The organism is Atopobium sp. oral taxon 810 str. F0209, from assembly GCF_000466405.1.
Classification (GTDB): Bacteria; Actinomycetota; Coriobacteriia; order Coriobacteriales; family Atopobiaceae; genus Olegusella.
Window position 1 is genome coordinate 46,568 of record NZ_KE952938.1, and the last position, 12,770, is coordinate 59,337.

Here is a 12,770-nt window from a genome sequence, read left to right on the forward strand (position 1 = left end):
TAAGCACGACCTCTAGTACGAAAGGCAAGTTGTACCACGAGTGATGTTGTCATAGACCCACTTGGCATTGCCAATCTCTAGACGACAGCAAGCCCCAGACTGACGAGCCCCAAGCTTATTGACATAAGGATACAGAATCTTAGTTTTTGCATAATACAAAAGCGAGTGGAAACTAGGCCCCATACCCGGAGTCTTGTAGAATTCCGTCCAGTAATACTCACCAGTTTCATAGATGATGCCATTGGGGCCCATATCACCGTAATAAGCTTTTTTACCAGATGTCCTGAATAAGCCCTTTGGCGTAGGAGATTCAGGTTTGCCTACTGAACAACGGAAAATTTTATGGGGAACCCAAGTATCATTTTCAAGGTGGTACACATTGACATAGAAACGACTCTGATCGATGGTAATTATGTACTTGGTACCGCTCGATAGATTATTAATTTTGCGATAAGTCACATAGGTAGAGTACTTCCAGTTACTTCTCTTACCCTTTTCATTGACGTAAACATACTTGCCACCACTCAAATCCCAGTGACTTGTATCTTGAATAATCCATTTCTGTGCAGCAGTATTATTATTTTCCCATTGGTGAACGTTGGCTCCGTCTGCCTTTGAAGCTCCAGAGATATCCAGTACAAGGCCAGATTTAAGGTTTTTGAAGCTTAACCAACCACCATCAGCAATTTCTACTACCCATTTTTGTGCAGCCGTCCCATTGCTTTGGAATTGACAAACATTAGCTCCTGCCGCACTTGATCCATGATAGATTTCAACAAGCTTGTCTGAGTTAGCATTTTTCAGGGTAACAACGTTGTTCCCTACATTAGTTACTTGGAATTTCTGGCTATCAAAATTCCTAAATCTGCCTGCTGAAATGTTGCCACCATTTTTATTATCTGTACGATTAGCACCAAGCACAGTACCCAGCTGAGAAACAATCTTGTAAGTGCCATCTGCAACAAGCTGAGCAGGATTAAAAACAAAGTACGAATAAGAGTCTGTAGGCTCATATAACGAAAGGGAACTTCCATCATGAACTTGCCCACTACCTAGACCTAAAACCCTATTTGGCACTGCAAGGCTATATAATGAAAATGCATTACCATTCCAAGCAAGATCCCACTGATTATGTTCATTAGCTACAGTGGTACTGTCGCCATCTTGAATAAATCCTTTTTCAGGATTGAAAGTTAACCAACCGCCAGATGCTGCGGTGCGAAAACGATACACATTCTCATATCCATCAATTTTCTTAATTTCAAAGCGCTGCGCACGAGTGCCATTGGAACTAAACATTCTAACTGCTGTTCCTGAGGTATTTCTGCCAGAAGTAACGTCAAACACCTTGTTTGGATTAATGAAGCTACCAATGGTATAGATTCCCTCATCAATTAGACTCGTTTTTTGTAAGTTAAAATTCTGAGCGGACGTACCATTCGCTATAAAGCCTTGGAGGTTGATACCACTACGATTTTTTCCTCCGCTTACGTCTAACAAAAGACCCGTCGCCTTATTGATCAAGCGAAAGCTTCCATCAGGATTACTGCGCAAAGCCCACTTTTGATTATTCAGACCTCGTTTAGAATCTTGGTATACATTAGATCCATTGACGACACTATTTTTCATAGTAAGAACTTTGCCAGTTCCCATCAAATTGATGTAGTAAAAACCATCGCCCGCATTTTGCAAATACAGCTTCTGCAACTGTGAGTTTGAGGTTACTTTCTCAAGTTGGACGTTAGCGCCATTTGACTTTGAGCCGCCTTTAACGCCAATAGTATAGTTTTGATTATTCGCTGTCGTGATGAAATGAGCGCTAGAAGGCTTATCAATGTCACTTACTGCAACCTCAGGATGCGCTTTGTAAATATAAAAACGCTGCGCCTGAGTATTATTGGATTGGTAAAGTTGAACATTGGATTCATTTTCAACCCGACCACCATATACATCAATAACAAGATTCTTATTAAGTTTAGAAACAAGGTTATACGCACCATTGGAAAGAGACTTCAAAAACCAAAGCTGAGCATCACAATCTTCTTTCTCAGCATCGATTTCAATATTTGCTTTAACAATACCCTGCTCCCCAGTGACCTGTAACATCAATTTGGTACCGTGCTTAGCAATGGTGTAATACCCATTGCCTTTGTGGACAAAATCCCACTGCTGAGCGGCAGTATTGTTATTTTCATAAAGCTGAACATTTGCATGGCTATATTCTTTGTTATGCCAAACATCTACAACCTTGGAAAGACCTTTGTAATTTCCAGAGCCAATTACATAGGTGCCATCCTCAAGGGGCGGCTCTACCTCATCAGCATCAATTGCATTTGACTTCTCATCTTCTAAAGAAGCAGGAACTTCCTTTGCGTTCTCAGTAAATTCTCTATTCAAATTTTCAGTTATTTGATTGTCTTCATGAGCTGAATTTTCAACATCCGAATTAGAAAGAACATCACTTCCAACTACAACAGAATCAGAACTTTTGAACTCAGTAGATGCCACCGATGGAGCTTCAGCAACTACAGCTGAATCTCCATAAGCCATGCTGCTAGCAGCTGTGGCCGCCTCTCCCTGGCTATCAGTTTCTGCAAAAGCAAGGACCGGGGCAGCAGCTCCTAGGGCAAAAGCTAAACCGCATACTACAATAGATTTTTTTAAGTTCTTGTGCATGAATACTTATCCTTCCTGCACAGACCGACGTTATCATCCAGTCTTTACAAAGTTATGAAGATAGTAACACAAAACCTATGCGCAACTTATTATTTCGGCGCTTTCAAGGAGAAGATTAGTAAATTAGTAACCTTGTTTTTTTATAAAACGATATGTACGTGCACGATTTTCTTTATCACGATAGGCATACCATTGATTCGCTTTCTTAAGATTCTCGTCTAATGCCACACACTTATTGTCCAGAACCTCCTCAATAGCCTGAACTGTTTCATCAACATTTTGCCCCATAGATCCAGGCAAATCCGTATTGAAATCTATATAACTCCCTACGTATTCAAGGAAATCTGCCTGATCGAATTGGTAATAGACTACTGGCTTATTCTGATATAAAACATCCCAACACACACTGGAATAATCCGTTACCAGCATTGAGCATTCCATGATGAGCTCATTGAGTGGACGTTGTCCTAATGGCACCAAATGTATGCGCACATTATCACTTTGAAATGCCTCAGTAAACTCATTGATTTTGGGGTGTATAAAAAAATATAAGCTAGCATCGTATTCTTCAAGAAGGGACTGAAGATGTTCATTATGCAAGAGTTGAGAATATGCTCTGAAATACTCACTTGTAGTAAAAACATCCATACTCTGTTCTTCGAGCCAAGGACGCCAAGTAGGCATAACAAGTATCATAGGATGCTGTATATCAGCATGATTCTCAATCACATCCCAACGTGATAAACCTAATACTGCAACCTGCTGCTTTGCATAACCAAAGTAATCTACAATTATTTGCCGCTCTGCCTCGGATGAAGTAAGAAAGTATTTTATAGGACTTGAATTACTTGCACCAAAACCCTTATCTACGCGCTTCATCGCAATGACGCCATGCTGTAAAAACAGCATATCTTTCTTCCGCATGCGCGATTGAATGATGTTGGGCATAGCGCGCCATTGATAGAGATGCTGGCTGGAGTCAGATCCGATATAAAGATTCGCCAGAAGCGAATAAAGGAGATGACGAAAACCCATAAAATTCAATATATGACGACCGTACTTTTTTAATTTTGCATAAGCCGACGCATTTTTATCTATAACATAATAGATGTCTTTATTCTCGGTAGTCGGTAGCTCATCCATGCAATATCGGAAAAAGTAGTAACCATTATCCTCTGCAAGCGAGCAAAACTTCTCGTATACCAACCAAATATTTCTTTTCCCTATAATTTCTTTTACGACAGGAGCAAGCAAAACCGCTAATAGTGAGCGCATTCTCGTAGCAAAACTGTCATAGATAGACGATGGCCTACAGGTAAAAGCAAGGCGTCCAGCTTTTGCTGTTGCGTAGGGAAAAAAGATTAACCCGTCCGGGAGTTTCACTCGAGTACCATGCAAAATAAAACGATGCGTTATTTTTTTGGGAACCTTGACGTACACACGATAGGATTTTCCACCTTTTGAAACTGTGACAAAAAAATCCCAGTATATTTCCTGTACTCCTAATTTATCAGGGAAAAAAGAAGTAGAAATGATAGTTCGATCAACCTGTACTTTAATTTCCACTTTTAATTCATGAACAAGAACTTCCGAAACACTTCTATATACCAATTCCAGACCACTACAAGAAAACTCCGTTTTTGGAATTGCCACTTGTATAGAAACTTTACCTCCCAAGCCACAGCTCAAAGAGAGTAATTTGCCAAACAGATAATTTGAGGGAACCTCATCCTCCCAAGAAGCTAGGAGCGATAATGTGCGATTGCCTTTCTTTGCGTAGGGCGTAACTGCAAGCGCACTTTCATTTCCCACCTGATGTGAAAATGTAGGATAGGGAGCTTCGTGGAAAGCTTCTGTTATAAGCGATGGGTAGTAATCCGCAGCATAATCACAATAACTGGTATTACTTTGTAATGGCAGAGATAAACTGTATGAAAAAAACTGATCGCCTTTTTGATCTGACACAAGCAGACCAAATGAAGCACGTCTAATATCATTTTCACAAAAATATCTAAGACAATTTCGTAGGTCAAGCGAAATTAAATGCGAACTAATGACCACATCTGTAAGCTCTTGTGCCCAAAGTACCTTTTCTCGTTTTATCAGATAAAGCCACATATGATCGCGCAAGTCGAACTCGCGAGGAAATCTAATTTGAAGTAACTCCTCTTCGCAAGAAACCTCAACTACCAGTGTGCGTAGCTGAGCACGCGCCAGTTCCGTTGAAACAAAATCTACCGACTCTGCGATTAAAGCAGCGTCTTTATAAAAGTTCATAAGAAACAATCCACCTAAGACTGAAGTCTGCTTTTTACGTCGGTAGTAGAAATACCTTCTGTGCGATCTAAATAGACCACATCACAGTATTCCTTGAGATACTCAAAACGATCAGAACCAGCCCAGTCACCACCCATTACCACGGTATCAATGTGATACTTTTGTACGTCCTCAATCTTTTGTTCCCAGCTTTTCTCGGGAATTACGAGGTCAACATAACGGATAGCCTCAAGCATCTCTTTGCGCGTCTCATAGTCATAAAACGAAGTTTTGCCTTTGCCTGCATTGAATTCGTCAGTCGAGAGAGCCACCACAAGATAATCACCAAGTGCCGCTGCACGCCGAAGTAGGCGGATATGACCGTAATGCAGCAAATCAAAGGTGCCATAGGTCAACACACGCTTAAGACCAGTATATTCACCGTTTCCAGAAAAATAAGGCATTGGCCGCCTTCCCCAAGTCTTCAAGTATTCGCAGATAAATCAACGCACATATTCTACCATCCCTCCCCCAAAGCATCCGCCTTAACCTATACTCGGATTAACAGAAAACCAGAAAGACGTACCTAGACCAACTGCAAAAGCCTAGGAACAGCCAGAGGTAGTAATGGTAAAGACATTGCCCTAAATCGTAGCCATCCGAGGAAGTTCGTTTTACATCTTTAAAGTAGAGTTTCTTGAATAGGACAGCTTCAATCGGTGACACAAAATTGTGCGAGGAAAGTGAAACCCAGTCTATTTATTGTATAAGTTTCGCTATTTCACAATATTTCAATCATTAGCCTGCATATTTACTCATATTAGGAAAGTTGCAGGAAAGTTAGAAACCAACCAAAACCAGGCAAAAGAAAGTTACGGGCAATCAATATGACGACACTATAAAGCCTTTACCTGCTCGTATTCTGCAGATGGGCGGCGTAAAGAAAGTTGTGGGAAAGTTAGCTTTACGCCCAAATAGGCACGTACCGCATATATCGAGGAGCAGTTGACGGATCAACTGGCTTTATTAATTCCGCATCCACTGTCGCCGCAAGCAGCTTCGAGACGGTAGATTGGCTAGGCCCCCCTTCACCAAAACGAGAGCGGAGCGACTTGTTAGTCATAACATCACCATTCGTGAAGCAGATGCACGCATGCCAATAGCATGCCATCATGCGATCCCAAGCATCCATCGAACGGTAAGGTACATAGGACATGAGGGATACCCTCAGGCTTCCTCCAGCTCCCTCATATTCAACTACCTTCGGTGCAGGAAGATACGATGCTTCACACGAGGAGATAATCTTATCCCATCCAGTACCAAGCTCCTCGCAAAAACGGAAGCGCCTCATAAGGCTGGCAAGACGTTGATTCCTAGACTTAGGTGGGTTATCCACCAGACGCATGAGATCGACAAGCAACCTCCTGCTGGGACTGAGGCATCGGAGCGTTGAGAAGCTCAAAGTACTTTGGGTAGTCAAGTAGTGAGAGCACATCGGGTAGTACAAGCCCACCTTTCGCAGTAACGCTCTCAAAATCTGACTTAGTAATGCGATCCCAAACCTCAGATTCGACAGTCGGATACTCCCGCAATTTTTTTGTGTAGCTGCCAACCCTGACATACGGAATCCCCTCGAAGTCAACCGTGTGATAGAAGGCTGCACGCACCATGAGCACTGTGACGTGCTTGCCATCAATCTCTGCCTCCATAAACTCAAAAGAGGCATTATCCGTAAGCTAGTGATGGAGCCAATTCTCAAGCTCCTCATTGCCCCTCTTTTCGAGCCTATAGCAAAACGAACTGCCCGTCACCTCGTGTGTCTCGTCATCTATGCCCCACACTATATAAGCAGTCGAAACGCCAAGTCTGCATGCGGAGTTTGCCAAAGCACTCACTCTCTGCCCAATCATCTCTGGGTTAGAATTATTTGACTTGAACTCAATCCACTCGGTTTCCGAATCGTGATGACGAAGCTCTTCTACAAGCAACGCAATGTCAATGTCTGTGCTCATATACCATTCCGCATCCATGTGATAACAATTCATAATTAATTCTATCGCAGAGCGAAACGCTACCGACGGGGGTAACATTCCAATAAACAGACTGATATGAGAAAACCGAGGAGCCAGCTAGTTCCCACACAAACATCGTCACAACAATAGACCCCTTTTCCCAAACTAAACCACGGAAACGGGAGAAATTCACTGCAAAAGTCAGGTTCTACCATCCCTCCCCCAAAGCATCCGCCTTAACCTATACTCGGATTAACAGAAAACACATCATGAAGGGACTGGCGTGAATACAGCCAAAATGAAACTACGCCAATTAGCACGTACCGCGGGCAAGGCAGTACTTAGGTATTTTCCCAAAGCTCGTCAAAAGGCACGCGCAAAGTGGTGGGCTCATGAAGGTCGCACCTATGCAAAACTCACGGCAAACATCAAAACTGATCCAAAGGTTGTCGTATTTAGCTGCTTTATGGGGCGTTCCTTTGCAGACTCCCCTCGTGCTATCTACGAGGCACTCTGTGCAGATTCTCGTTTTGATGACTATGAGTTCTGGTGGATTTTCCGCGAGGACAGGCTCCAGCAGTTCCAAAATGATCCTCGCCTAGCTCGCGCACATATTGTCCAACGCAGTACCGAGGAATACCAGCGCCTACTCGGTTGTGCAAAGTACTGGATTTTTAATGCTCGTTGCCCGGAGTATGTGCAACCCAAACCCGACCAGGTCTATGTGCAATGCTGGCATGGAACGCCCCTCAAAAGACTGGGTTATGATGTGCAAGTAGATACCACAAATGCCCTTAATACTACGCTTGAACTAGCGGATCGCTTTAAGATGGACTCCGCCAAATGGAGCTATCTCATCTCTCCTTCTCCTTTTACTTCGCTGCACCTTAGCGACGCTTTTGGACTTGAAGAAGAACGCCGTCCTTCTGTTGTTTTAGAGGTTGGTTATCCCCGCAATGATCGTGTCGCCCGTGCCTGCGAGTCAGAAAGTTCTCTTGCTGCAGCAAGAGAAGCTGTGCTCAGCGAACTAGACATTCCACGCAACAAGAAACTCTTGCTCTACGCTCCCACCTGGCGTGACAACGACTATAAAGCGGGAATTGGCTACGTTCAAGACACACTCATCAACTTTGACTTACTTCAAAAAGAGCTGAGCGATGAGTGGCGTATTTTGTTCCGTCCACACTATTACATCGCTAACGAATTTGATTTTGAAAAGTATGGTTCATTCGTCTATAACGCGGCATCTGTACCCGATATCAACGATCTCTATATCGTAGCTGACGCACTCATGACAGACTATTCATCGGTGTTCTTTGATTACGCTGTTACTGATAGACCGCTGATTTTCTACTGGCCCGACTTTGAATATTATGATGACCATGTACGTGGTTTTTACTTTGATCCACACAAAATTCCAGGGCCCAAGTGTACTACCAGCGAAGAAGTCGTCAACGCCGTACAACAACTGAATAGCTGGCAAACAAGCTATGGTGAGGAATATAAGCGCTTCCGTAAGTACTTCCTCCCCAAAGACGATGGCCACGCAGCAGAGCGCGCCATCGAACATATTTTTAACTTGAATACTGCTCAGCGTTAGGACAACAAGATGCTGAGGGTATTAGGCATAGGCTTACGTCTGCTTGCATGGATATTTAGGCATTTCCCTCTCCAGAGGCGTATCGTTATGCTTTCACGCCAAGGAAGCAAGCCATCTGTGGATTTTCTCATGCTCAAGGACAAACTAGCTGAGATAGACACTGCGCTCCCCGTTATAATTCGCTGTACTAAACCTGAACAACATGGAATCATGCAGCTCATAGGCCCTATGTGTAACCAGCTCTGGTATGCCTGCACCTCGAGGGTTGTTATCCTTGACGGCTACAACCCCTGCATCTGTATCCCCCCAAAGCGACGGGGAGTTTTTGTCATTCAACTATGGCATGCCGTGGGAGCAGTTAAAAAGTTTGGTTACCAAAGTCTCGATACTCCTGCTGGTCGTTCGAGCTCCTATGCAAAACTCGCCCATATGCATCAAAACTATGACCTCATAGTCTCTACTGGTCTAGGAAGCAAGCAAGCTTATTCGGAAGCTTTTGGGTATCCAGCAGAGAAAATAGTTTCCTTGGGATTACCCCGCATAGATAATCTGTATGCAGCCCCTTCAAAGGAGCATGTGAAAAAACTCCTAGCAAAAGACTATCCTTGGCTCTGTAATGGCAATAAAAACATCCTGTATGCCCCCACTCTTCGCACTGCTCATATCAAAGATAACTGGGCAGAAGATGCTATTTGTAAGTTGGCGCGCTCTATCGTCCCGCTCCCTGTTAACCTCATTGTCTCCAAACATCCTCTTACTACTCTTAAAAACCCAAAGGAACTGCCCTCAAATGTTTTTGTAATGCTTGGTCATCAAACCGAAGAATTACTACAACTAGCAGATGTTGTCATATCTGATTATTCTGCAATTGCTCTTGAAGCTGGTATTGTTGGTTGTCCCGTACTTTTTTATATGCCTGATTACGAAGAGTATCGTCTTTCACCTGGTCTTAATATTGATCCGATGAAAGATAATCAGCTCTTTGGTACGGCTCTGGCAAGTGAAATCGCAGAAGTACTAAATAATCCAATAGCACTACGCTATATCCAGTCCGAGTTTGCCAACTTTATCAATACCTACTTTACTGGGCTTAATAGGCATTCAACCGAACGCGTTATTCAGCTCATCTGCAAGCATATAGATAAATAAAACCAATTCATATAATTTGCGATAATAATTAGTACTGACAACTAGCGAGACAAAGGATATCAGATGGCTGCAGTATCGGTAATCGTACCTACATACAATGAGGAAGAATACCTCAGACAAGCCTTAGATTCGCTAGCTCAACAAACTCTAAAAGATATTGAGATCATTTGCGTCAATGATGGCTCTACTGATAATTCACTTGCTATCTTGCAGGACTATGTCAATCGTTATCCACAGTTTAAACTTATTGACAAGGAAAACGGTGGTTATGGTTGCGCAGTCAACATAGGGATTGCTGCATCAACGAGCGAGTATATTGGCATTCTTGAACCTGATGACTTCGTTGATATCCATATGTTTGAAGAACTCTACCATTATGCACATTTAGATACCCTGCCCAAACAAGACATCATGCCTGCTGCAAAAAAATATCTCACTCAGCATCCAGAAACAAAAAAGGCTGATATAGTTCGCTCCTCTTTTTACCATTATTGGGATGCCAATGAGTATGAACCTGCAACTGTAACCACTCCTCCAAGCTATGAAGGATTGCCTCATCGCGTTACGCTTGGCACAGTGCCCGAGTTAGCTTTAACTGTACGGGATCATCCTGCAGTTTGGGCATGTATTTATCGTCGTGAATATCTCATCCAAAACGATATTCACTTTGTCGAGGCACATGGCGCAGGATGGGTGGATAACCCTTGGCTTTTTGATACAGCGCTTACAGCCAAAACTCTCGTATGGGTACCCAAGGCGTATTACCATTATCGTCGCACCAATGAGAACTCTTCCATGTTTACTACAGACTACGATATTCCTCTATCCCGTATAGAAGATATGCTTGCAATTTTTGATCAACATCCCGAGGCTGACGAGCAAATATATAGGCATTTTGCCCGCCGTACGCTTCGCCTGATTGTCAGTATTTTTAACGGTATGCGTTTAGAAACTGCGGAGCCTAGGCTTCTTGAACGCGTACAAGCAATTTTTTGCCGCCTAAAACCTGAAGCCGTGCTCGATAATCCCGAGATAGAAGAGACGCGTAAGATTTTTTATCGAGAAACTGTAGGTCTCTATGATAAAACCCTAAAGGATATTGAACGCGTCGAAAAACCGCAGCTCACCCTGCTAGTAGATGCCCATAACAACTATGCCTTTATTTCGGCAATTTTACGTTTGCTTAATACCCAAAACACTTCTGCACCCATTGACATCATTGCTTTAGATGCGGGTGGCAGTTGGGATTTCTCTGCTATTTTTACTCAAAATGTTGCTAAATATGACAAACGCATCACTTATTTAGACTGTACAATTTCCGATGCATTAGAACAGGTACGTACAGACAAGATATACGTGCTAGCACGTAACGCTACCCTAAAAAAAGACACTTCATTTGATCTGATTTCAGTAGTACAACAAAGCTCGGCGGATATAGTGTTACTCAATTCCCTGAACACTCTCGACTGCCCTGTGGGAGAAGTTCCTCTGAAGGCAATTTATTCTCAACTATTTGAACTCATGCCCAAGGAGTTTGGTAATTTCTGCATTAAGACCAAAGTATTTAAAGATTTTATCGCCAAATTAGAAATTAATCCTTTTGAGTTGAGCTCTGCCGAACTTACGCTTCGAACTCTTTTTGCTGCTTACACAATCGAATGCAGCAGTCTCAATTGTCAGCGTGTACTCAAGCGTGATTTAGCAGCGGGTGCCGTGCGCGTTGCTCGAGAAAATATTGATCCCGATAAACTTAAAATGAATCTCCTCATTCGAATAAAGAATCTACTGATTGAGCAAAACGCGTTTACTGAAGCTGAAAAATCGTTTGAACATTTCGCTGCAGATATCATTGCAAAAGATTTACAGGAAGATGATTTTGTTTCATTCAAAATCAAGGCGCGGTTTACAAAGGAGATCTATATTCCCCAGCTCTTGCCCCACCTTGAAAACCAAAGTGAGTTCGTCACTCAAAGTCCTGAAGAATTACTTTATCTGCTTCTTCATAATGAAGAACTCTATCATAAGCAAACTGGTATTAAACGCTATGTAAACATGCGCAATCATCGAAATGAGTTACGCGAACAGTACAACATGGTCAATACACAAAACAAGAAGCTTCAAACATCGTCAAAAAAGGATCTAAAGGGATTGTATCATGCAATCCAGACAGCGGGTTTTAGAGCAACGTTACACAGATTTTTTAGTTAAATAACCCTTGCTTATTAGTATCAAAGTAATTTGCAGCTACCCGTTTATCCACAGCTGGCGCCATCTTAGATTCAGGCTAACGCTATTGCTCATTAATCTAACAAATACTACTGTCGCTCGAGTTCAGCTACAAAAACAGAAAAGTCTTGGACATCTAATAATCTCTGTATAGCATCGTGATTGGTAAATAGGCTAGTTAGTTCACGATAAAAGTCCGAAAGATCTCCCTCAGGGTCAGATGTTATATTGACGAGAAAAATCGCACGCACTGGTTTGTCATCCCAAATAACTTTGTGATTAAGGAGACCGACAGCTATAGCAGTGGGCGCGTCTACAGCAATAATAGGATGAGGCACAGCAATAAGATTACCAAAGGCGGTGGAAGCAACCTGTTCACGCTGGAACACAAGTTTCTCAAAGTTATCGTCAAGCCCAAATATGCGCTCCATCTCACTGCAGAGAAAATGTAGTACTACGTCGCGGCTTTTGAAGTCAAGATGAGGGAAGAAGAGCCTAGGATCTAACCACAACCTCCCACCTGTATCAGTATGTTTACTTGTAGTAAGAGCGCGAGTTTCCCGCATATGTAATAACTGTCATGCAGGAAACTTGCACTTTTTCCGAAGACTGCATCATATTTGCGGTTCCTTCCGTGGAATGCATATCTAAGTTTTATGACTAGAAATTACATGTACTGATAACAATTCACCATGAGAGGAACTGCCAAAGGAACCTGGCAATGCATTGCATGAATATTAAGTTTCGTCGAAGATTTTGGCATCAAAGCTAGGTAAATTTAGTTAACAGACTTCAATACAAGGTGTAAATAGCACCTTAGGATTCATGCTGTCCAAAGCACCAGATCATTT

10 protein-coding genes are annotated in these 12,770 nt (G+C 42.6%); 3 read left to right on the top strand and 7 right to left on the bottom strand.

Annotated features, from left to right (window positions below; all coding sequences use genetic code 11):
• Positions 1–12 precede the first annotated feature (12 nt).
• The 6 genes from HMPREF9069_RS02325 to HMPREF9069_RS02350 all read right to left on the bottom strand — a co-directional run bounded on the left by HMPREF9069_RS02325 (position 13) and on the right by HMPREF9069_RS02350 (position 6,944).
• Positions 13–2,676, bottom strand: coding sequence for an RICIN domain-containing protein (locus tag HMPREF9069_RS02325; protein ID WP_021625505.1), 2,664 nt, complete (start codon positions 2,674–2,676; stop codon positions 13–15).
• Between the two features lie 123 nt (positions 2,677–2,799).
• Positions 2,800–4,953: a CDP-glycerol glycerophosphotransferase family protein gene (locus HMPREF9069_RS08775; RefSeq protein WP_021625506.1), complete on the bottom strand. Its 2,154-nt coding sequence runs from the start codon at positions 4,951–4,953 to the stop codon at positions 2,800–2,802.
• Positions 4,954–4,967: 14 nt separating this feature from the next.
• Positions 4,968–5,396 carry a glycerol-3-phosphate cytidylyltransferase gene (tagD, locus tag HMPREF9069_RS02335; protein ID WP_021625507.1) on the bottom strand — a complete coding sequence of 143 codons (429 nt, stop codon included), beginning with the start codon at positions 5,394–5,396 and terminating at the stop codon, positions 4,968–4,970.
• 500 nt (positions 5,397–5,896) lie between these two features.
• Positions 5,897–6,427, bottom strand: a complete 531-nt coding sequence (locus tag HMPREF9069_RS09750) for an ATP-binding protein (protein ID WP_353640729.1) — start codon at positions 6,425–6,427, stop codon at positions 5,897–5,899.
• Positions 6,321–6,641, bottom strand: coding sequence for a hypothetical protein (locus HMPREF9069_RS09365; protein ID WP_021625509.1), 321 nt, complete (start codon positions 6,639–6,641; stop codon positions 6,321–6,323). The genes HMPREF9069_RS09750 and HMPREF9069_RS09365 overlap by 107 nt, the downstream gene beginning before the upstream one ends.
• 27 nt (positions 6,642–6,668) lie before the next feature.
• Positions 6,669–6,944 carry an AlbA family DNA-binding domain-containing protein gene (locus HMPREF9069_RS02350; RefSeq protein WP_198009697.1) on the bottom strand — a complete coding sequence of 92 codons (276 nt, stop codon included), beginning with the start codon at positions 6,942–6,944 and terminating at the stop codon, positions 6,669–6,671.
• Between the two features lie 283 nt (positions 6,945–7,227).
• Here HMPREF9069_RS02350 and HMPREF9069_RS02355 point away from each other — a divergent pair, with 283 nt between their 5' ends.
• The 3 genes from HMPREF9069_RS02355 (at position 7,228) to HMPREF9069_RS08780 (ending at position 11,901) form a co-directional block, all read left to right on the top strand.
• Positions 7,228–8,544 (top strand): CDP-glycerol glycerophosphotransferase family protein, encoded by a 1,317-nt coding sequence (locus tag HMPREF9069_RS02355; RefSeq protein ID WP_035438194.1) that lies wholly within the window; start codon positions 7,228–7,230, stop codon positions 8,542–8,544.
• Between the two features lie 9 nt (positions 8,545–8,553).
• Positions 8,554–9,693 (top strand): CDP-glycerol glycerophosphotransferase family protein, encoded by a 1,140-nt coding sequence (locus HMPREF9069_RS02360; RefSeq protein WP_021625512.1) that lies wholly within the window; start codon positions 8,554–8,556, stop codon positions 9,691–9,693.
• Positions 9,694–9,756: 63 nt separating this feature from the next.
• Complete coding sequence (locus HMPREF9069_RS08780) at positions 9,757–11,901, top strand: glycosyltransferase (protein ID WP_021625513.1); 2,145 nt, start codon at positions 9,757–9,759, stop codon at positions 11,899–11,901.
• A 107-nt stretch (positions 11,902–12,008) separates the two neighbouring features.
• Here the strand turns inward: HMPREF9069_RS08780 and HMPREF9069_RS02370 are convergent, their stop codons facing one another.
• Positions 12,009–12,485: a PTS sugar transporter subunit IIA gene (locus tag HMPREF9069_RS02370; RefSeq protein ID WP_021625514.1), complete on the bottom strand. Its 477-nt coding sequence runs from the start codon at positions 12,483–12,485 to the stop codon at positions 12,009–12,011.
• Between the last annotated feature and the right edge of the window lie 285 nt (positions 12,486–12,770).